This window comes from Riemerella columbipharyngis, assembly GCF_900101995.1.
Lineage (GTDB): Bacteria > Bacteroidota > Bacteroidia > Flavobacteriales > Weeksellaceae > Riemerella > Riemerella columbipharyngis.
Genome location: NZ_FNAS01000005.1, coordinates 1 through 21926 on the forward strand (window position 1 = coordinate 1; position 21926 = coordinate 21926).

General features: G+C 34.5%; 16 protein-coding genes, 1 tRNA gene and 1 pseudogene. 6 read left to right on the top strand and 12 right to left on the bottom strand.

Annotated features, from left to right (window positions below; all coding sequences use genetic code 11):
• The 4 genes and pseudogenes from BLS89_RS10585 to BLS89_RS03835 all read left to right on the top strand — a co-directional run.
• Positions 1 to 1107, top strand: a pseudogene (locus BLS89_RS10585) (hypothetical protein); the annotation flags it as partial.
• Positions 1108 to 1306: 199 nt separating this feature from the next.
• Positions 1307 to 1954 carry an O-methyltransferase gene (locus BLS89_RS03825; RefSeq protein WP_092736185.1) on the top strand — a complete coding sequence of 216 codons (648 nt, stop codon included), beginning with the start codon at positions 1307 to 1309 and terminating at the stop codon, positions 1952 to 1954.
• A 4-nt stretch (positions 1955 to 1958) separates the two neighbouring features.
• Entirely contained in the window at positions 1959 to 2669 is a 711-nt protein-coding gene (locus BLS89_RS03830; protein ID WP_092736186.1) for a C40 family peptidase, read from the top strand.
• A 13-nt stretch (positions 2670 to 2682) separates the two neighbouring features.
• On the top strand, positions 2683 to 3927 hold the full coding sequence (locus BLS89_RS03835) for a 3-deoxy-D-manno-octulosonic acid transferase (RefSeq protein WP_092736187.1): 1245 nt from the start codon (positions 2683 to 2685) through the stop codon (positions 3925 to 3927).
• Here the strand turns inward: BLS89_RS03835 and BLS89_RS03840 are convergent.
• The 11 genes from BLS89_RS03840 to recQ form a co-directional block, all read right to left on the bottom strand.
• Positions 3896 to 4828 (bottom strand): UbiA family prenyltransferase, encoded by a 933-nt coding sequence (locus BLS89_RS03840; RefSeq protein WP_092736188.1) that lies wholly within the window; start codon positions 4826 to 4828, stop codon positions 3896 to 3898. The genes BLS89_RS03835 and BLS89_RS03840 overlap by 32 nt on opposite strands.
• 3 nt (positions 4829 to 4831) lie before the next feature.
• Entirely contained in the window at positions 4832 to 5758 is a 927-nt protein-coding gene (locus BLS89_RS03845) for a mevalonate kinase family protein (RefSeq protein ID WP_092736189.1), read from the bottom strand.
• Positions 5759 to 5838: 80 nt separating this feature from the next.
• On the bottom strand, positions 5839 to 6789 hold the full coding sequence (locus tag BLS89_RS03850) for a glycosyltransferase (protein ID WP_176763234.1): 951 nt from the start codon (positions 6787 to 6789) through the stop codon (positions 5839 to 5841).
• Between the two features lie 59 nt (positions 6790 to 6848).
• A tRNA-Met gene (locus BLS89_RS03855) sits at positions 6849 to 6922 on the bottom strand.
• 46 nt (positions 6923 to 6968) lie between these two features.
• The gene (locus tag BLS89_RS03860; RefSeq protein WP_092736191.1) at positions 6969 to 8261 is read right to left on the bottom strand and encodes a peroxiredoxin family protein; all 1293 of its coding nucleotides are present in this window, start codon (positions 8259 to 8261) and stop codon (positions 6969 to 6971) included.
• A gap of 52 nt (positions 8262 to 8313) precedes the next feature.
• Entirely contained in the window at positions 8314 to 8670 is a 357-nt protein-coding gene (locus BLS89_RS03865) for a hypothetical protein (RefSeq protein WP_092736192.1), read from the bottom strand.
• 19 nt (positions 8671 to 8689) lie between these two features.
• Positions 8690 to 10627 carry a T9SS type A sorting domain-containing protein gene (locus BLS89_RS03870; RefSeq protein WP_092736193.1) on the bottom strand — a complete coding sequence of 646 codons (1938 nt, stop codon included), beginning with the start codon at positions 10625 to 10627 and terminating at the stop codon, positions 8690 to 8692.
• A gap of 219 nt (positions 10628 to 10846) precedes the next feature.
• A complete protein-coding gene (locus BLS89_RS03875) occupies positions 10847 to 11917 on the bottom strand; it encodes a glycosyltransferase (RefSeq protein WP_092736194.1) in 1071 nt (356 codons plus the stop codon).
• A 5-nt stretch (positions 11918 to 11922) separates the two neighbouring features.
• Positions 11923 to 12672, bottom strand: a complete 750-nt coding sequence (locus BLS89_RS03880; protein WP_176763235.1) for a formyl transferase — start codon at positions 12670 to 12672, stop codon at positions 11923 to 11925.
• Between the two features lie 10 nt (positions 12673 to 12682).
• Positions 12683 to 13669 carry a polysaccharide deacetylase family protein gene (locus BLS89_RS03885; protein ID WP_092736196.1) on the bottom strand — a complete coding sequence of 329 codons (987 nt, stop codon included), beginning with the start codon at positions 13667 to 13669 and terminating at the stop codon, positions 12683 to 12685.
• 18 nt (positions 13670 to 13687) lie between these two features.
• Positions 13688 to 15889, bottom strand: coding sequence for a DNA helicase RecQ (gene recQ / locus BLS89_RS03890; protein ID WP_092736197.1), 2202 nt, complete (start codon positions 15887 to 15889; stop codon positions 13688 to 13690).
• A gap of 312 nt (positions 15890 to 16201) precedes the next feature.
• Here recQ and BLS89_RS03895 point away from each other — a divergent pair, with 312 nt between their 5' ends.
• Positions 16202 to 17539, top strand: coding sequence for an FAD-dependent oxidoreductase (locus BLS89_RS03895; RefSeq protein ID WP_092736198.1), 1338 nt, complete (start codon positions 16202 to 16204; stop codon positions 17537 to 17539).
• A gap of 179 nt (positions 17540 to 17718) precedes the next feature.
• Entirely contained in the window at positions 17719 to 20532 is a 2814-nt protein-coding gene (locus tag BLS89_RS03900) for a gluzincin family metallopeptidase (protein ID WP_245688844.1), read from the top strand.
• Between the two features lie 661 nt (positions 20533 to 21193).
• Here the strand turns inward: BLS89_RS03900 and BLS89_RS03905 are convergent.
• On the bottom strand, positions 21194 to 21859 hold the full coding sequence (locus tag BLS89_RS03905; protein ID WP_092736199.1) for a porin family protein: 666 nt from the start codon (positions 21857 to 21859) through the stop codon (positions 21194 to 21196).
• Between the last annotated feature and the right edge of the window lie 67 nt (positions 21860 to 21926).

The window sequence follows — 21926 nt, forward strand, 5'->3', positions numbered from 1 at the left end:
CCTGCCTATGCCGACAATTATGTAGTGCCGGCAGAGCATACCGAAGATGGTGTAAGCCGTGTGGTTAATCTCTCATGGCCCGAGCAAGCTTATACTACTTCAACCAAATTCATTGTAGCAACGGTGAAATCCGTAGGCGGAGATCTAAAAGTTAAAAAATTAGACCTCAATAGCGGTGTGGGGAATGATTATCAGGGTAACCTATTAGCGCAATTTGATCTTGTAGACAATGCCAGCGTGCAGCTGAGAGCCATCTCGGGCATCCCAGACCGCTGTGCAGGGATACCTACCACTACTTGTGCGGGTTATAATAGTGATCATGCTTCAACCGAAAAAGAGCATAATTTTGTGTATGTGCCCATAACCCTCCCTGATGGCTCAATATGGCTGAACAATGTTTTAGGTGCCGCTTATACAGATGTAGACAACCCTACCTATTTTAACCCCAACCACGAGGCGGGAGCTTACGACCGAAACGGGAATTTAACCCAAGATCCCACAACAGCCGATATTGAGTATGACTGGCGTGCTCGTGGTTCGCTTTTTCAATACGGGCGTCGGGCTGATGGGCATGAGCTGATAAAATGGTATTCTGAAACCAAAGGGGTCCCTAAATACGAAGGAGCGGGAAGCTTGGCAGATAGCTATGACCTTGCTAAGACTAATAAATTCATCCCGAATCGAGTAGTTGGTGGGACATCAACTCAATATCAATGGGTTACGGATGATTATGCTATTAACCATAGGAATTCTGTTAGTGGCAATTGGTTTTATGATTCCTATTCGCCATGCCCTGCAGGTTTTAAGCCGTCAGTCAGACGTAGTGTCGCCAGAGAAATAGGATCTTCTTACAAATTCCCTCCAATGTTATATGGTTACCGCTATGATACAGGTGAGGTAGTACCTGATAGTAATAATTATACTTCTTGGGGATATGGTATTTGTGGATACCCACTCCGTTATGATCCTACTGATAAAAGATATTATTGTAGACTTCCTGCTTTTGATGATAATTCGGAGATTAAATATATAAAAGGTGATACATTATCTGGTAGCAGAGATTATATAGTTTATGGTCATTATATATACTGTAAAAAATCATCATAGCAATTAGTTTTTTTGGGGATATTACACAAACACCCCCTGCCAAGTGTAGGGGGTGTTTTATGTAGTAAGTATAATAAGGGGGGGGGATCACGCATTAAGGATATATAGGTTTTTTAAGCAGTCTGATTTAGGTATAAATTAAAGGCAGAATATAGTTCGTTCTCTTATTATTTTTCATATTTTTGTAAAAAACTAAACTATGAGTTTTTTTGAAGAACTAAGTCCGGAGATGGATAGATATTTAGAAAACCACGCTTCGCAAGAGCCTGAAATCCTAAAAAAACTGAGGAGGGAAACTTACCAAAAGACCACACAGCCCCATATGATTTCGGGCTTCCAGCAGGGAAGACTGTTATCTATCATCAGCCAGTTGCTCTCACCTAAAAGAGTTTTGGAGATAGGAACTTTTACAGGATATGCTACGCTGTCTTTGGCAGAGGGACTTCCGGAAGATGGCAAAATCACAACATTGGATATCAACGAGGATCTGGCATATATCCCCCAAAAGTATTTTACAGAGAGTATTTTCCGCCATCAGATTGAATTCCGAATAGAAAATGCAATAGATTACCTCGAGACTTCAAACGAGCTGTTCGACCTGGTTTTCATAGATGCCGACAAGGATAATTATCTTAAATATTATCATCTGATAAAACCAAAACTAAAATCCGGTGGAGTATTGATGATAGATAATGTACTATGGTACGGTAATGTCTTAGAAGAAAATCCTAAAAATAAATCGACCAAAATCATCAAAGAGCTAAACGACCTTATCGCAAAAGACAACGATTTTGAAAACCTAATCCTGCCTTTGCGTGACGGGCTAAACCTTCTTAGAAAAAAATAATCCTATGAAAAAAGCAATAGCTAATGTATCAATAGTCCCTATGCGTGCCGAAAATTCCGATAAGGCGGAAATGGTTTCTCAGATCCTTTTCGGAGAGAGTATGAGCATCATCGAAACCAATAAAAATTGGACAAAAATAAAATTAGATTTTGACGGCTACGAGGGCTGGGTAGATACTAAACAAATTAGCCCTATCACAGAAGAGTCACTTCTCAGAAGAAAAACATGCGTGGTAAACCTCCTCTATTCCTGCTATGACAACCAACTGATTTCTATCGGTTCGGAAGTAGAGTCTAATGAAGAAGAAAAAGTGATAGAAAACCCACGAGACGAAATTACAAAAGCAGCCATAGGATTCATCAATACACCATACCTATGGGGTGGCAGAAGTTTTTTCGGAATAGACTGCAGCGGATTCACCCAAATAGTTTATAAAACAGTAGGCATAAAAATCCCACGTGATGCCTTTCAACAGGCGGAAATGGGAGAGGTTTTAGACTTTATAGAAGAAGCCCTGCCGGGCGACCTTGCTTTTTTTGAAAATGAAGAAGGGAAGATTATCCATGTGGGAATAATGCTCGAGAACAATAATATCATCCATGCCCACGGCAAAGTAAGGATAGATACACTAGACTCTATAGGGATTTTTAATAAAGATCAAAACAAGCATACCCACAAATTGAGATTTATAAAAACATTGGTTTCAAAGGATTAGAATTAAAGCATTCGTGGGATTTATCTACAACATAGTCGTACGCTTACTGATTTTAGGAATGAAAATCGGGCGTTTCTTTAATGCCAAAATAAAGAAAGGCTGGGAAGGGCGGCAGCAATCCGAAAGTATTTTGCAAAAAGCATTCAGCCCAAAGGATAAAGTGATATGGATGCACGCCGCAAGTCTCGGAGAATACGAACAAGGGCTTCCCGTTCTGGAAAAACTAAAAGAACAATATCCGGCACATAAAATCTTGGTAACTTTCTTTTCGCCTTCGGGATATGAGAATATTGCCAAAAAGGAACATATTGCAAATGCCGTTTGTTACTTGCCTTTTGATGATGATAAAAGCCTTGATGCCTTTCTGTCGTATTTTAGCCCTGAGCTTTTTTTGACGGTAAAGTATGACTATTGGTATCATTTATTTGAAAAGCTTAGAGCACAAAGGGTTCCTATTTTCGTGATATCAGCATTGTTTTACAAGAAACAAGTTTTTTTTAAGCCTTACGGTAAATGGTTTGTGCGACAGCTAAAGAAAAATGTTTGTTGTTTTTTTCATCAGACCGAAGAGTCTTGCACCCTTGCAAAATCTATCGGGATAGCACAATCTCACATCAGTGGAGACACTCGCTTTGACCGCGTAAAAACCATTAGAAATAGGAATAATGAAGTGCCTTATATCACCGCTTTCAAGGAAGAAAAAAAGCTTGTTGTTTTCGGGAGTTCATGGAATAGTGAAGAGGCTGTTGCGGAGATGGCAGCTTCTTGTTCTGAGGCTAAAATCATCATTGCCCCTCACGATTTGAAACGCATACCAATACTTAAAACCATATTTCCTAATGCTTTATTGTACAGCGGTGTTAACGACGAAAAAGAATTAGCAAGTAGCAATGTTTTGATTATAGACTGCATTGGGATTTTGTCAAAGCTCTATGCCTATGCAGACATTGCCGTCGTGGGTGGGGGATTTCATTCTTTGGGGTTGCATAATATTTTAGAAGCTGCTACATTTGGAATTCCTGTAGTTTTTGGGAACCACTATAAGAAAAATCCAGAAGCCGACACCCTTATCAAAAATAATGGAGGAAAGGCTTTTGCCAAAGAAAATGATGCCACACAATTTGTCTTAAAACTAATCGAAGATAAAGCACTTAGGGATTCTATGGGGACTAATGCGAAAAACTTTATAAATTCTCAAGCAAATGCCACCGAAAAAGTTGTTTCTTTTATAATAAATAATGCTCATAAATGCCGTTAAGCAACATAAATACCACACCTATAAACACCCATACCCTCAAAAGATTCATCAGCCAATACATTTTAAAAAATTTTACACAAAACAGCGGATAAAATAGTACCGACATCATTAGCACAGACAATGTAAAATAGGCACTTAAAAATGAAAAATGCACTTGTAGAACAACCACAGTAAATGCAGAAATAATATTTAACCCCACCAATACAAATAACATTTTTCTCGTAGCAGATACTCCAAATACAGTAGGCAAAGTGGGATAACCCAATACCTTATCAATCCTAAAACTCACAATATCTTTTAGAATATCTATAATGAGGAGAATTAAAAATAAAAACATTGCCATCGCTGCTAGTTTCAAAGAAAAATGCCTGAAATAGACCATCATCCCCGAGAATGGATACAGAGATAGAGACACATGAGAAAGATTATTGATAATCAAAATTTTGCTAAGTTTATGGCTGTACAGCCAAATCAAAAATTGGTAAACGAGAAAAAACATAAAAATCCTAAAAGAAAGTGCTATAGCAATTCCTAAGGACAAGACATTGAGCAATATATAGCTGTAAAGAAAATATTTTTGTTTAAGGAAACTTTGCAAGAAAAACCGCAGAGGCTTTTCCAGTCGATCTTTTTCCTTGTCGTAAAAGTGATTGATGATGCCTCCTGCCGCAATGGACAACATAGAGCATAGAATGATGCCGTGTACCTTGTAATCAAAGACTACATTGCGGAGACTCTCTTCCTGCATAAACAGAAACAGTGTGGAAACATAAAGCGTAAATCCGAAAAAAATCAACACAAAAAATCTTGCTCCCGAAAGTAAACTTATAAACTGAGAGGTTCTGTACAGCCAGCCGGAAGCGTGTACTTTTTTATTTATATTTTGCTGAGTGGGAAACAAAGTTTAGAAACGATAAATCACCTCTTTATGAAAACCTTCAAGCATTTTTTCAGCCTTCTCGTAATCTTTTGCAAAGCCGAGAATATATCCGCCCCCGCCACTGCCACAGAGTTTCAAGTAGTAGGCATTGGTTTCCAATCCTTTTTTCCAAATGTTGAAAATCTTTTCGGGAATCATCGGTCTGAAATGTTCATAAGCCCAAAGCGATAGTTTTTTTAAGTTTCTGAAAAAAGGATTCATATCTTTTCTCAAAAAAGCATCTATACAAGCATTGTTGTAACGGATAAATTCTTCTTTCAGTGTTTTTCTGAATCCGTCATTTTTTAGTTTTTCAAAGAAAATTTGCACCATAGGTCCCGTTTCTCCTGTCATCTCGGAGTCTATAAGGAATATCGCTCCTTTACCGTATACCTCTTCCGGAATTGCTACCCTATCTACATTTTCTTTGTTTTCTATAAGAATGGGAAGGTTCATATAGCATATAAGCGGGTCTATACCGGAGCTTTTACCGTGGAAAAAATTTTCTAACATTCCAAATACAGACTTCAGATTTTTAAGTTCCTCTTTGCTAATATTTTCGGGGTTGTGTTTCTTAACGGCATATCGTTCAAAAATAGCCGCTACCAGAGCTCCGGAACTACCTACGCCATAGCCTTGCGGAATATTAGAATCAAAGAACAATCCCTTTGAGATATCTTTGTTTAAGCGTGGTATGTCAATCTCAAAACCTTTAGGTAAATCCAGACCTTCAAGGTATTGAGCGTACTTTATTAGGGCTTGATTGGATTTTTTCTCAAAATCAGAAGTTAAATCAGAAAACTTGAGAGTCCCCTTGTAGAAGCTATATGGTAAAGTAAGTCCTTGGGAATTTTCAATAATTCCATATTCACCGAATAGCAATATCTTAGCATAAAATAGAGGATTTGGCATCTACTAATATTTATTCTGCAAATATACAATTTTTTGAGATTAACCTCTCCTGTTTAGTTTTATTCAATTGGCATTCCTATTTAGTATAATAACAAATTTATCAAAAGAAAAAAGTACATAATATTATACCCCCTTAAAATTTTAGAAATTTTATTACGCAGTCTTATCCTATGAAATATTTTTTTTAGTTTCATATTCTCTTTGGATAACTGAAAAAACATTCTTTTTACAGAAAACTTCACATATCCACTATAAGGTTCTTTGGTATAATCTATACCCGCATTTTTTAATATTTTCAATTGCTCGTCTAAGATTATTAACAAAGCATTTATTTTCTTATTTATCTTCGAATTTGAGATTACTGTTATAGAATTAGAATTATCAGCTGTATAATAATTATATGTATTCCTATTTAAAAAAGATACCTTTTCACACAACAAGTACAAATGAAAACTCCAAAGTTCATCTTCATGTATAAGTTTGGGATAAAATTTCAGATTATTTCTCACCACAATTTCCCTTCTAATAAGACGGTTCCATGCTACTGCTGCCCATGATAAAGATATGTATTTTTCTAATATATTATGCTCTAATATAGGCTCTAAATGGCTTATACTATAGTAAGGATCTTCTACAAGTTTACCTCCCTCAAATAAGGAAATCCCTCCAATACACACATCAGAATTATGTTCTTCTATATTATTAACAAAATCACTGATTACATTACTATCAGCCAAATCATCATCAATATCAATAAAAAACAAATACTCTCCATTTGCATTATCTATTCCTATATTTCTCGTTACACTTAGGCCTTGATTTTCACGGCTAAGAATATGTCTGGTTTTAATATTTGATTTTTGATTTTTCTCGATAAAATCTTGGACAACCGCATAAGAGCGATCTGTAGAAGCATCATTTACTAAAATCAGTTCTATATTAGGATAATTTTGAATATAGATGCTCTTCAAGCATCTTTCTACGAATTTTTCCCCATTATATATAGGAATAATAATACTTACACATTTCATTATTTGTCGATTCATGTTTTATAAAAAACAAAAATCACCCATTATTAAGGGTGATTTTGTAGCGAAGACGGGAATTGAACCCGTGACCTCAGGGTTATGAATCCTGCGCTCTAACCACCTGAGCTACCTCGCCGTTTTATTGGTGCAAATATACTATTTTTTTGTAACCTACAAAAATTTTAGTTCAATTTTGCAGTCCCTATATAGTCTTCAAAATTTCTTGGCTTTGCAATAATTTTATTATCAGCATCTAACAAAAAGAATGTAGGCGTACCGTGAATATTATACTTCTTCACATAGCTGCTATCCCAGCCTCCAAGCTCTGTATCCGTAATCCAAGGAAGCTTATCTGCTTCTGAATTAAAGGTTCTAAGATCCGAATCTATAGATAGCCCTATCAGCTCTATTCCGTTTTTCTTTAATCGATCGTAAGATTCAATCATTTTAGGAAACTCTGCAACACAGTGAGGACATGTAGAAGAATAAAACATTACTAATTTTTGTTTAGATTTTATATCACTCAATTTTTTTGCTTTGGTATGTTTTACATTATCTGTAAAATTACATTCTGGAAACTGCCCTCCTATCTCGGTATTTTTAATCCCAGCCAAACTTTCTGACAAATCTCTATTAATAGTGCAAGATAAATGAGATGCTAATTGGTAATACTTATCCTTTTCAGGATTAAGACTATATGTATCAAATATATCTAACAGCTCCGATAAAATAGTCTGTCCTCTTGGAGACTCTATATTTACTTTTTCAAGTAGTGCATCTACTTCTTTTGTCATTTCAGGACGAGAAAACATCCTCAAAAAATTGATAAGTGCAGGTTTTAATAAAGAAGAAGTTTCGAGCATCTCTCCAGAGTTCATAAAAAAATCAATATAATCTTGTTTATTGAGCTTATCATCAGGTTGAGAGCTTGCATATTTATTATTTTCCAGATAGAAACTAATAAAAGGATGCTTCTGTGAATCAAGCTTTCCAAGATCTTTATTCTCTAGATTAGAAATTTCAGACTCTAATGCTTTATCAAAAGTACTGCCATCACTATACAATGGTTTTATCTGAAGTAATATTGGAAGTATTTTTTGCTTGTGCTCTTGTACTTTCAATAATCTTTGCATATCTTGATTAGAGTCGTCTAAAAAATTTATTTTGGTAATATCCTGACCTTTTGTATCCAAATTTATAGTAACATCTTTATTTTCTGTAATCAGGTTTATTTTTCTTCCGGTTCCGGGAAAGAATAATCTCATCATTCCCATATATTCATTTGGAACTTTGATCACCCACTGGTTTCCGGATTTTTTCGTTTGGGATTCTAAATAATCCTTTGAACCGCTAAGACTATATAAATATACTGGCTTCGAGGAAAAAGAATCGGATGCCTTGACTGTAATTTTAAATTGTGCATAAGACATAGATACCATTAAAAGCAATGCAACTGATGAAATTATTTTTTTCATAAATTATTTTTAATTAAAAAAGCCTCCCTTATAAGGAGGGAGGCTTAGTTTATTATATTTCTTTTCTTCTATAATATTTAGCATTAACACCTACCACTAATAATCCTGCAAATACCAGCAAATAGAATGTGTACATATCGATATCGCCACTAGGGATACCTTCGTGGATACCTACTCCTTCTCCCGATTCAGGTAGCGTTCCTGGAATAATATCACCTGGAGTGGTATCTTCATCATCTCCTCCGTCTTTATTCTCGTTTTCCGCCATTCTAATGCCAGAATGATTATCAATAGAAAATTCGTGGAAAGCATTACCCTGGGCATTTAACCTTACAAACGAGCCTAGCAATAATAATATAACTAAAACTAAGCTTTTACTTAACAATTGTTGTTTTATGTTTTTTTTCATTTTGCTTAAAATTTATTGATTATTTAATGATTTTTTGAGAGAATTTTTCTCCATTTTCTGAAACAGCCGTAACAACATAAACATTATTCAAAACAGGGATACTAAATATAAAATCAGAAGAAGTTGCTACATTCTTAGCCTCTTTCACTATTTTACCACTCAAATCATAAATCTGAACATTTGCTTTATTCCAATTTTTACTAAATATTAAGCGATAAGATTCAAGACCTTTATCATAAACTACTTTACATTGGTCATTTTTAGCAAACTCTTCTGTAGCCAATGTTCCAATGTTCGGTTGACCGTAGTAGACATTAAAAAATTTCTCCCCCACTGGTAATTCTGCACCATTATTTATTTTTACTAAATCACTATCCGAACCTTTCGTTTCTCTAATATAGAAGCTTTCTCCGTTAGGAAGCTGGCCAGCACCATCCTCTAAAAATTGAGAATTGTATTTGATTTCAAACTTAAAGTATTTTACATCGTCTTTTACCCCTAATAGAACTCTTTTTCCTTTAAAATCTTTCTCGTTAGCTTCATTAATATAAAGCCATCCGTATTTTTCATATGCATTTTTATCCCATCCACCTTTTCTTTTTTCTTCATAAAATCCAATTGCATTTTGGGTAGAAGCTTGAGCTTGTGCAGTAGCTACATCTCCGTTAGGCATACCTGTTATCGCATTTTCATAAACTGCATAATATGCTCTACCTATTTCTTTCTTTTGCTCATCTAATGCAATAACAGCCAACTGCTTAACAACTTCCGATGGGGTAGAAAGCTGTTTAAATCTAGTTTCAGACACTCTCGCTCTTCTGCCCGAAGAAGATGGACCGCTTGCAGCAGAATATTGATTATTCTGCGGGGTATAAGAAAACACTCTTAATGTACTCAAATCAAGAGTTCCTGTCTGCCCATCTTTCATTTTGATAAGAAAAGACTGCATAGGCTTAATTATAATAGCTTCATCTCCCACCGGAGCACCAGTACCTGTAAAAGTAATATACTTATATCCTCCATAGTGAACCCCCTTAGTATCGTAAGTAAAGTCATTTAAAGAAATTCTTATCCCTCTTATTTTATCTCGTAAAGTTTGAGGAATCATACTCAAGTCCAAATTCACAAAGAAAGGGTTAGATATTTGATAAAGGTTTTTACCGTAATCACCACTCCAAACATTTCCATCTGTTGCTGCAAAGTGGTCTCTAACATAGGTGGAATACTTCTCCTTATAAATATTTCTATTAGACCCCCTATCACCAAAGTTTATACCAGCTCCTGCCCCACTCAAATTAACTGTAACATCACTCTTAGAAAATGGCACTCCTGAGATTTCATGCTCATTGGTAAAAGTCACATTACCATTTTGATTAGCCAAAGAATAATAAGCATATCTATACCCAGTTCCAACATCGTTGGTTGTTTTAGTTACATCCACATTATCAGCTCTGACAAGAGTATTATTAGTTACCGTAATATTATTTTTTTTCCATCTTTGATTATCGAACGGAACAGTTCTCCCAAATTCTGTAGTTAGCTCATTTATTAATTTACGTTCAAAAGGCAATGCGATATCTTGGAAAGCACCCTCCCTATCTACTTTAAATTTTTTGGTTATCTTTCCTACCACATTGGCTTGTGTTTCCTCTTCTATCCAAAGTTGCCCATATCTCTCTCCTCCTTTATTAGTAGCAGGATTGTAATATAATATAAAGTTTTTGGATTCGTTAGTAGTATTTAAGCTATTATCAAAAGGACCAACAACTTTAAAATTTCCATAATTATCTACCTTCCCAAGGGATTTAAACGCTTTTCCAGAGTTTCTATTTTCTGTATAAACAAGCGAACCTTCTGTTGTAGTCACAACTGCTCCATTACCAACAAAAAATGTAGACTGAGCAAAAATAGCGGTAGAACCTAAAATTGTTATCACTAAGATTAAACTTTTTTTCATACTATTATTTTTTTTTAACAAAAATTCAAGAGCGCAAAGTTAATTCTTTTTTTTATAAAAACCAAATATTTAATTTGTTTTTTATAATTAAACTTTCACCTATCCAACTACAAACGAATAAAAAAGAGCCTCCAGTATTATGAAGTTCCTCCCTCGTTTATCAATTAATTTTATAAATTAAATTCTAATAAACATATTAACTTAATCTTACCAATAAAATTAAACTTGTTCCAATAAATCTTCGTATTTTTTTAAGATAATATCTTTTGAAAAACGAGAACGGATAGAATTTTTTATTACCACTTTATCATATTTTTGGGATAATAGTTCCATAATTTTCGCTGCAAATTGTTCGTGAGCTTCAATATTTGTCACTTCGCCGTTTATCCCTTGCTGCACAATCTCGTTAATCCCCCCGGGACAATTGTTTGCCAACGCATAAACACCGCAAGCTCCTGCCTCTAAAAGCACATTAGGAAAACCTTCGTAGCGAGAAGAAAGTACAAATAAATCTGCATATTTCAAAAATTCATAAGGGTTGGATTGTTTCCCATGAAAAATTACATTATCCAGCGCCCAATCTTTTTTCATCTGATGCAAAAGCTCTTTATCTCGTCCATCACCCAATATATGTAAGACAACATCTTTATTTTTAAGATAAGAAAAAACTTTTAGTAAATTGTCAAACCCTTTCCTTGACGACAAATTACCTATCGCTACGACATTTTTTTTATCAGAGGAAAAAGATTTCGGATAGACAGAATTAGATAATTTACTTTCGATAAAATCAAAATCAACAGGATTATTGATCTTAGATATTTTAGTTTCTTTTATCCTAAAATTTTTTATTAAGTCTACCCTCATATCGTCACTTTGTGCAATGATTTTGTGGTAATTGTTATAAAACTTATAAAAGAATTTTATCTCTTTCCGAGTAACATGCTTTGAAACGACATTGGTTTCTCTAGAAATAAATTTAGTTTTTTTTAATAATGGAATAAATGGAGATAGAAATGCTGAAATTTCTCCCCAGCCAGAAAAAATCAAATCCGGTTTATCTTTAAGTATTATAGGTAAAATTTTAAATATAGAAAATCTTATTCTTTCTATATTAAGCTCTATAATATTTACATTATCTAACCCCTCTGTAGGAAAATCTATATTTTTAAAAAGTATTAATGTAAAGTCAAAAAAATCACTATTAAGATTTCTTAGAAGAGTATAAATGATTCTTTCAGCTCCCCCAAATGTCAGACCAGGTAAGATAAAATATATTTTTTTCTTTTTCATAAAATTTATTTTACCCCTCGATAGATTCTATAATAAAAATATTCCCATATAGTAGGATGATACCAAATTTTACTTTCACCTTTAGGCTGAAAATATTTCAAATCACCACTAAAAACATCTTCAATAGTATGAATTAAAAGTTCAGCCCCTTTTTTTGTTTGATATAGCGGATAAGTTGTAAAATTATCTTTATCATCAGGATAAATTAACCCTTGATAAATAATTCCTCCTGTATCAACACCTTTATCTACAAGATGAACTGTTACCCCACAATGTTCGTTATCTTGGTTAACCAAAGCCCAATAAGCTCCATGTATTCCTCTGTATAAAGGTGTAATTCCCTCATGCGTATTGATAAATATAGATTTTAAATTACTCAAAATTTTATTTGAGATAATTCTACAACCGTTTACAATTACAATATCGGGGTTTTCTTTTTTTAAAAATTCTAAACATGCTTTAGAATTTATAGAGTCTACTTTGAAAATACATTTTTCGTCTATAGGTGTCAAATCTATACGCAAATCTTCTATTACCTTGTTATACTGTTTTTTAGATAATCTCCTAAGTACAGGTAAAACCATCAGACCAAATAAGATTTGACCAAAGACAGAGAAAAAACCTAATCTTTTCATTCGTTTTATCATAATTTTTTTCATAGGAATAGGTTCTTCTTGTACTACCTTGTATATATAAAAATGTTTTTTTAGTTCATTATACATTATCGTAGAAGACTTTGCTTTACCTACAAGCATTATAATTTTTTTATTTGAGTCCATTAGCTATTTCTGATATTTCATACATATTCTTACTTTCAAAATTATATTTATGTTTTAATTCCAAATAATACTCAAATATGATTTCTAAATATTTAAAATTCTCATCTTGATTAATCCCTATATCATGCGGATGAAACCATAAATGAAAAATTTTACCATTTTTTGCCGCATATTTCATTTGGTTTTTTATTCTATTTAACTTTAAAAAATCAAATATTTTGTTTTTTTTATTGTAGGGTCTAAGCCATCTACTTGCCCTTATTTGGAATATATCCCCTCGTTTTACTTCTTCAATATTTTGACAATGATGGCTTCCTATCTTAATAAAATAATCCACATATCTGAATGCTCTTTTTACAATTCCTTCATCTTGCCCTCTAGCTGCCGAATGATACCAAATTTTTTCAGTTCCTCGATATATATATATATCATGTTTCTTTATTCCTTTTAAATAGTTTTCATTTACCTGATGTCTTGGAAAAATAATTGTCTTAATTTTAATTCCATTATCTTCCGATATTTTAATTGCAGATGTCAAATCAGAAAAAAAGGATCCTCTATCTTTCTTATTTTCCAAACAATAATAGTGAGAAAATGTATGAGTTCCTATCTCCTGTCCATTATATTCTATAACTTTTTGAACTAATTCATTCCCATAGACATATAAATCTTCTATATCAGCTAATCCTTTATAAAACTCGCCGTAAGGAGATAAATTCTCATCAATATATTTAGGTTTTATTTCAGGAATATATTTCTGAAAATCTTCTTTATCTTTAGATAACATAGCTCCCACGACAGCCCAAGTAGCGTGTAAATTATACTTTTCAAACATTTGTAATAGACGAGGTACTGCACTCCAAACCCCTTTGATATTTTGTCCATATTCATCAACACTTTTTTTGTCTCTAATCCCCCAATACAATTCAAAATCTAATGAAATCACAAAATATCCTTGTTTATTTCTATCCATTATAATATAATTATCTTTTTAATTTGCTACATCACTAATGAACTTGATACGCAATATACGCACTTCCTCATCTGTAAGCTCTTCTCCAAACTCCGCCAAAAGCACTTTCATACTATCACTCTCCGAAGTATTCATAAAATCCATAAAGTCCTCTACCATATCTTCATCTATATTTTCTTCTATATAATAGTCTATATTGATCTTGGTTCCTTGGTAAACAATACTTTCCATTTCCGATAAAAGCTCGTCCATCGTGAGGTTTTTCGCTTTGGCAATATCCTCCAAATCAATTTTTTTATCTGTATTTTGGATAATAAACACCTTATGGCTGGATTTATTGGCTACTTTTTTCAGTACCATATCATCCGGGCGTTCTATATCGTTTTCTTCTACATAAGTTTTGATAAACTCTGCAAATTCTTTTCCGAATTTTCTGGCTTTACCTTCTCCCACTCCATATATTTTTGCTATTTCTTCTATCGTTATAGGGTACTGCACGGTCATATCTTCCAAACTTGGGTCCATAAATACCGTATAAGGAGGAATACCCTGTTTCTGCGCCACTTTCTTCCTAAGTTCTTTCAGCTGCTTGAAAAGGTTTTGGTCGAGACCTCCACCACTTTGCACCTGTAGTTCCGAATCAGCTTTTGCTTGTGTTATATCATACTTTCTGTCTTCTGCAATCTTGAATGGCGATGGCGATTTTTCAGATAAAAATTTTACGCCTTTATCCATCATTTTCAGTATTCCATAAGTTTCTATGTCTTTTTGTAAATAGCCTTGTACAGTAGCTTGTCTAATGATGGATTTCCAATAATTTTCTGTCTCCAAAGCTCCTTTTCCGAAAAACCCCGAACTTTCTAATTTATAAGATTTTACCGTCGGTGTCTCCTTTCCTACCAATACAGCAATTATATCTTTTGTTTTAAATTTTTCTTCTAATTTTTTTATCAATTTTAGAACAATAGTTAAATCTTTAGTTGCATCTTTAAGTACCGGCGGGTTGGCTGAGTTGTCATCCATTTTGGCTCCTGCTCCATTTACAGGATCAAAAGACTCACCGAAATAGTACAATATATACTGCCTTCTACTCATAGAAGTCTCGGCATAGCCTATTACTTCATTGAGAAGCTGCATTCCTATTTCTCTCTCCGAAACAGATTTTTGTGCCAAGAACTTCTCGAGTTTTTCTATGTCTTTAGGGTCGTAGAATGCTAAACAATGCCCTTCCCCTCCATCTCTTCCTGCTCTTCCTGTTTCTTGATAATAGCTCTCCAGAGATTTTGGAAAATCATAATGAATCACAAAACGAACATCAGGCTTGTCAATTCCCATTCCAAAGGCTATAGTAGCCACAATGACATCACATTCCTCCATCAAGAATTTATCTTGATTGGCCACCCTTGTTTTTTGGTCTAAGCCAGCGTGATAAGGCAAAGCATTAATTCCATTAACCTGAAGAAGCTGCGCAAACTCCTCTACCTTTTTACGGCTAAGGCAATAGACAATCCCAGATTTACCTTTATTTTTATGAATAAATTTTACAATCTCTTTATCCACATCTACCTTTGGACGCACTTCGTAGAAAAGGTTAGGACGATTGAAACTTTCCTTGAATACCACGGCATTATTCATTCCTAAGGTTTTCTGGATATCATCTTGCACCTTTGGTGTAGCTGTAGCTGTAAGTGCAATAATAGGGACTTTGGCTATCTTATCGATGGTTTCTTTTAAGTTTCGGTACTCCGGACGGAAATCGTGTCCCCATTCCGAGATACAATGTGCTTCATCTATAGCCGCAAAAGATATTTTCACCTCTTTTAAGAAATCCACATACTCTTCTTTAATGAGAGATTCCGGTGCCACATAGAGAAGTTTGGTCTTTCCTGCTTTTATATCATCAAAAACCTGTTTTGTCTGCGTTTTATTGAGGGAAGAATTCAGCACATGGGCAACACCTTCTTTTTCCGAAAGACCGTTTACGGCATCCACTTGGTTTTTCATCAATGCAATCAATGGAGAAACGACTATAGCCGTACCTTCTGAAATAAGTGCCGGAAGCTGATAACAAAGAGATTTACCACCTCCAGTAGGCATCAATACAAAGACATCCTTACCCTCTAACAAAGTACTAATAACCTCGTTCTGCTGTCCTTTAAATGATGAAAATCCGAAATACTGCTTCAGTGCCTGAGTTAATTTTTCTTTACTTGTACTCATTTTTAGTGTTTTTCCATTTTTCTTTATTACCAAAGTTAAGACTTTTTTTTTATCTAAAAAGAAATTTAAAATAAATTTTCAATAAACCTACCTAATTATCATAAGATTTTGCACTACAGCAAAAGAAAAAAAATCAATAATTCCCAGCTAAGGGGCTATTCAGAAACCATATAATGTTTGCTGAAAAACACTATTTCTCATCTGGTTTTGTCTATATTAAAATCTTAACCAATAAAAATTAAATAAAAATACTGTAATACTAAATTCAATTTTTAATTAATTTTGCATCATATAACTATAACTTTACTAAAAATGAAGAAAGTAAACACACAAAACTTAATCATAGGTTTTGGGAAAGCCGGCAAAACCCTTGCTGCAGACCTCGCAAAAAACGGACAAAAAGTAATTTTAGCAGAAGCTGATGATAAAATGTACGGAGGTACCTGCATCAATATTGGATGTATTCCCTCTAAAAAACTTTTAACCGAAGCGGAAAAATTACCTAAAAACGATCATAATAATTGTGCTTTCAGGGAAATTATGGAAAGAAAAAACCAGCTGATATCCGCTCTTAGAAAAGCAAATTATGATAAACTCGATACTATTGAGAATGTAAAAATCATAAATGCAAAAGCTAAATTTTTAGCACCTAAAACCGTTTTGTTATCCGGAAAAGATGAAGATATCGAAGTTTTTGCTGAAAGAATTTTCATCAACACAGGTGCGTCTCCCGCAAAGCTAAATATACCGGGAAGCCAGGGCAGCCGCATATACGACAGCACCGGATTTCTTAATCTCGATTTCCTTCCAAAGAGAATCGTCATTGTAGGCGGCGGATATATTTCACTTGAATTTGCAACGATATACAATGCTTTAGGCTCTGAAGTGATAATCTTGGAGGCTGGTGAAGTTTTCTTGGCAAGAGAAGATAGAGATATCGCCGAAGAAATCTACAAAACGCTTACAAATAGAGGAATAAAAATTCTACTAAATGTACAGACAAATGAATTCAAAGAAACGGAAAAAGAAACCACGGTATTCACCTCAAAGGGAAATTTTAGTACAGATGCAGTCTTAGTTGCCATAGGACGCCGCCCCAATACTTATGACTTAGACCTCAGCAAAGCAGGCATAAATACAGACCAAAGAGGTTTTATTATAGTAGATGACAAACTAAAGGCTTCTGATAACATCTGGGCTATGGGTGATGTAGCGGGTAGTCCGCAGTTTACTTATATTTCTTTGGACGACTACAGAATTGTCCGCGATCAAATTTTGGGGGACGGGAAACGCTGTCGTTCCGACAGAAAAAACATTGCCACAAGCGTATTTACATTCCCCCCGCTTTCCCAAGTTGGAATGACCGAAACCCAAGCCGAAAAATCAGGTAAAGAGTTTATTGTCAAAAGAATGCCTGCCACTTCTATCCCAAAAGCTAAAATTTTGGGACAAACAGAAGGAATTCTAAAAGCAATAATAGACAAATCTAACGGACAAATATTAGGGGCTACTCTATTCTGTGCAGAGTCTCACGAAATCATAAACCTCATAAAAATGGCAATGGACAACGGCATCCCTGCAGATTATATTAAAAATCAAATATTTACACACCCTACCATATCAGAAGCACTAAATGATTTGTTTTCTTGATTCTAAAATGAAAAAAAAACAATAATTGCTTTGCATAAAAATCTGCTTATTCATTAAAATTCAAAAATACAAATACCCACAAAATCAAATCAACCTCTTTGTTTTGTGGGTATTTTTACAATATCAATTCTTTTAATTCAGAATTAATATTGTATTTTTACGACCTAATATAGCCGGTAATGAACAAGAGACGGCTTCTTTCTTTACTTACCCTATTTCTCTTTTCTTTTGCTATGGCACAAAGAGACAGTATCGGTATGTCCGTAACAAAGCTTTCCGAGAACACTCTAAAAGTAAAAGAATTTATCACCTATCATAATACTTCTAAAAACAACTTAAACCGGATAAAACTGCTTAATTGGATTGCCGCTTATAAACCATCTCACACCCCTCTCTCCAAAAGGCTACTGGAAGAAAGGAAAACGCTGATGCATTTTGCCCCTCGAAAAAAATTAGGCAAACTCACACAGCTTAGTATAAATAGTACCGCTATACCAGCTAACGCCCTAAACAAAGAAAACATCTATATCCTGCTCTCATCACCTCTGCCCCCTGGAAATTCGGTCAATATAAGTTTAGAATATACCTTGCAGCTCCCCGATATAAACTTTACCGGATACGGACAAGATACAAGCCAATACCACTTAAAATATTTTTTTTTAGTTCCCGATAGTTTTGATAAAGACAACCAAAACCCAAAATATTACGAGAACTTAGAGGAAAAACAAAATATTGACACCCATTGGTCCGTAAAGTTTTCAGACTTTGATGGGAAGATTTATTCCAATCTCAAAAAAAAATCAGAGGATACTTTTGAAGGCAGCATAGACAAAGATCCCGAGTTTTTTATTGACAAAAAAAATACAACCGTACCCTATACCATAAATTACGAAAACACATTAGTGGAAATATTACCCCCGCTAAATAACGAAGAAAGAGAACAACTGAACTTCTACCTCCCTCTTCAACTGAGCTTTATAAAGTCTATTTTGGGAAGCTTACCAAGCAAAATACTCATTACCCCAAAATATGGTAAAGACAATCAATTTATGGGAATTCAAGACATTGACCTCTGGAAATTCAAGCTTAAATTCTTTCCGGACAATGAGATTTTGGACATCAACTACCTATCCATACTCGCCAAACACTGCGTAGAAAACAGCATTAAAAACAATAATATCGCAAACCACTGGATAGAACACGGCTTAGCCTCCTATATAGAAATACAATATCTGAAAAAATTTTACAGCAAAAGTAAATTGCTGGGGCAGCTGCCGGATACGCTTTCGTTTTTTGGGCTTCACCCTCTGAAATGGAGTAATATCTCAAAATTCGACCTTAAAGACCGCTACGGTATTGCTTATCAATACCAAATGACACAAAACCAAGACCAGCCTATCAATACTCCTTACAATGAACTGAGCGATATGAACAAAACCGTCATCAGCTCTATGCAGGCAGGAGTTCTTTTCAACTTTTTAGCAGAAAAAATAGGAGAAGCCAAATTCAATGATTTTGTAAAAGAATATATTACTCTACATAAAAACAATACCATCGACCGTAAAGATTTTTTAGACCAACTGATATTGGCATCGGGCTATTCAGGTGAATTCTTAGAAGATTACATCAACCATAAAAACAGAGTAAATTTCAAAATTAAGTATTTCCAAAAGTCGGATAACAATTTCTTGCTCAGCGTTAAAAAAAATACGCCGCTCCCTATTCCGTTCCAAGCCAAAACCATCGATTCGCTCGGAAACAGTAAAGTGTTTTGGTACGATACTTCTACCAAAACTAAGGCTATATACAATATCCCCAACGATAAAACCCAGCTGATCGTCTTAAATGACGATTACATATTTCCGGAAATAAACCTGAGAGACAACTATATCTATACAACGGGCTTTTTCAGCAATATGAAAAAACCTAAGTTTAAGCTTTTTACGGATATTCCTAATCCTCAGTACAATGAAATATTCGTAACGCCTACATTCAAATACACTTATTACGACAAGCTCTTAATAGGACTTAGTTTTACCAACAAAAATTTACTCCGCCAGCCTTTCATCTACAACCTGTCGCCCTACTATAGCACCGGTACAGGTAAACAGACTGGGGTGACTTCTTTTATGTACTCTTTCTCTCCGAAAGATGCTTTTGTGCAAGAGCTCAGCTTAGGTGTGGGCGGCGCTTATTTTCATTATAATAAAAACTTGGCGTTCAAAAAATTCTCGGCATTCTCCAATATTCTTTTCCGAAAAAATATGAGAAGCGATATAGACCACCTGCTGAGATTTTCCTACCAAGTAGTAGATAAACAGCTAACGCCGCTAATGCAAGCTCGGAAAGACTATGGACATTACAAACTGCTAAATGCCGGGTATCTCATCCGAAACCGTAAAACCATCTTTGAGCATTCTTCGGGCCTCAACTTTCAGCTGGGCGAAGATTTTAGCAAAATATCTTCTGAAAACTTTTTCAGATGGGAATATCTGAGGGATAGAAAAATCAGTTTCAGACTTTTCGGCGGTGCTTTTATCCAGAACCATACCCGAAATTCTTTCTTTGATTTCAGTATCTCTTCTCTATCCAACTACGCTTTTTCCTACAGCCTCATACGCCAAGACGGCGATGATGATTTTGCCCCAAGACAATTTATATTGGCAGAAGGAGGCTTTAAATCCGGAATAAACAGAAGTGCCAACAGGTGGATCACCACACTAAACATAGATAATAATATCTGGAAAATCATAGACATCTATGGAGATTTAGGCATTTACAAAAATAAAGGTGTTCCCGCAAAATTCATCTGGGACAGCGGGCTAAAACTGAAACTCATCCCGGATGTATTGGAAATCTACTTCCCTATTTATTCATCATTAGGATTTGAGCCTTCATTAAAAAACTACCAAAGGAGAATACGGTTTATGTTTGAGTTTGATGTATCCACACTGATGATTCAGATTAGGCGGGGCTGGTTTTCGCATAGATAGCCAAAGGCTTTTATTTATTTCACAGAAATATCAAGAGGAAATTTATTATTTTGAACTCACACCCCTATAATATTAGCCATAATAGCCTATCCCATATCGTTTCCAAAATATCTCCTATTGATGCTTATCAGACAAATTAGTTTAGATATAAATACAAGTACTTAAGCTTGACTTTGCAGTAATTCCCTAATAAATTTTAATTAGCTTATCATGTTTTAATTCCGGTTGCCTGTGCACTTCCTTCGCTGAAAAAAACTTTCTTGGCAACACTCTTCAGAAACATCGTTTTGCGCTAATTTAAAAAAGCAGATCTGAATTTTGCATAATAGTACCACTGTGTAAAATAATGCGTTTTTCACATTCACACCTCCAAATACTTTTATGCCAATAATGAACAATGCTATGAACCGCATTTACAAGTTACGCCTATTTTATAGTAACAACGACAATCTTCTTCTGTACCAAAATATACCGCAAAACCAAATCAGATTTTTAAGCAAAATACAAAATTATTTATGATTGTAAATATTCAAAGACAAAAATTAAACTCTTATAAACAAGCTCAATACTATCAAAATTTGAATCTTTTTTTACTCTTAAAAAGGAAAAAGAAACGATATCGTTTCTTTTTCCTTTTTATAATCAAAATTTACTTATTTCATTAATCAAAAATATAACTCAGCGTAGCCGTAACAGCTTGTTCTGATTTTTTCTTAACAGAATTAGGATCTCCCGTTCTTGCATCTACTTCGTAGTATTTCAATTTAGGATAAGTATTAGACAAACCTAAGTCATAATTAAGTGTAATTTCCCATTTCCTTTTATAACTAAAACCTACTCCGGCAGCGATGGCGAAATTAAACGAATTGGCTTTACCAAAGCCTCCATCCCCTAAACCATAACCTATCCTAGACGGATTCTCTACCCTCTGATGAATAAGAAAATTAAATCTTGGCCCCAATTGTCCAAAGAACTCCGTTTCATTTTCAGAAAAGTACCCCTTAAAGAAAATAGGAACACTAATATAGTTGTTATAATATTTCGTACTTTTATTTCCTCCTTCCTTTTTGCTATAACTTGTTTCTCCAGACTGATAGTATTCTACTTGAGGCTGTAAATAGAATTGATTATCATAATCTGTAGGGATAATAGCCAATAGCCCCCCTTGAAAACCAAGCCTTTTGCCTGACGGATTATGTGCATTTCTTACTCCGGAATAGTTTGCACCTGCCACCAAACCAAAACGAGTGGCATCAAACTGAACATTAAACTGAGCAAAAGAAAGTGCTGAAACCAAAAGAGAAGTACACAACATTAGTTTTTTCATAATTGTTTTATTTATAAATCAACCTTAGCCCTCTCGAAAAGCAACTAAGGTTGATAATTTGTTATTA

Excerpts from the sequence above, each read along its gene's own strand:
- BLS89_RS03825 (WP_092736185.1), top strand. The coding sequence starts at position 1,307 with ATGAGTTTTTTTGAAGAACTAAGTCCGGAGATGGATAGATATTTAGAA.
- BLS89_RS03830 (WP_092736186.1), top strand. The coding sequence starts at position 1,959 with ATGAAAAAAGCAATAGCTAATGTATCAATAGTCCCTATGCGTGCCGAA.
- BLS89_RS03845 (WP_092736189.1), bottom strand. The coding sequence starts at position 5,758 with ATGCCAAATCCTCTATTTTATGCTAAGATATTGCTATTCGGTGAATAT.
- BLS89_RS03850 (WP_176763234.1), bottom strand. The coding sequence starts at position 6,789 with ATGAAATGTGTAAGTATTATTATTCCTATATATAATGGGGAAAAATTC.
- BLS89_RS03860 (WP_092736191.1), bottom strand. The coding sequence starts at position 8,261 with ATGAAAAAAATAATTTCATCAGTTGCATTGCTTTTAATGGTATCTATG.
- BLS89_RS03865 (WP_092736192.1), bottom strand. The coding sequence starts at position 8,670 with ATGAAAAAAAACATAAAACAACAATTGTTAAGTAAAAGCTTAGTTTTA.
- BLS89_RS03870 (WP_092736193.1), bottom strand. The coding sequence starts at position 10,627 with ATGAAAAAAAGTTTAATCTTAGTGATAACAATTTTAGGTTCTACCGCT.
- BLS89_RS03875 (WP_092736194.1), bottom strand. The coding sequence starts at position 11,917 with ATGAAAAAGAAAAAAATATATTTTATCTTACCTGGTCTGACATTTGGG.
- BLS89_RS03880 (WP_176763235.1), bottom strand. The coding sequence starts at position 12,672 with ATGCTTGTAGGTAAAGCAAAGTCTTCTACGATAATGTATAATGAACTA.
- BLS89_RS03885 (WP_092736196.1), bottom strand. The coding sequence starts at position 13,669 with ATGGATAGAAATAAACAAGGATATTTTGTGATTTCATTAGATTTTGAA.
- recQ (WP_092736197.1), bottom strand. The coding sequence starts at position 15,889 with ATGAGTACAAGTAAAGAAAAATTAACTCAGGCACTGAAGCAGTATTTC.
- BLS89_RS03895 (WP_092736198.1), top strand. The coding sequence starts at position 16,202 with ATGAAGAAAGTAAACACACAAAACTTAATCATAGGTTTTGGGAAAGCC.
- BLS89_RS03900 (WP_245688844.1), top strand. The coding sequence starts at position 17,719 with ATGAACAAGAGACGGCTTCTTTCTTTACTTACCCTATTTCTCTTTTCT.
- BLS89_RS03905 (WP_092736199.1), bottom strand. The coding sequence starts at position 21,859 with ATGAAAAAACTAATGTTGTGTACTTCTCTTTTGGTTTCAGCACTTTCT.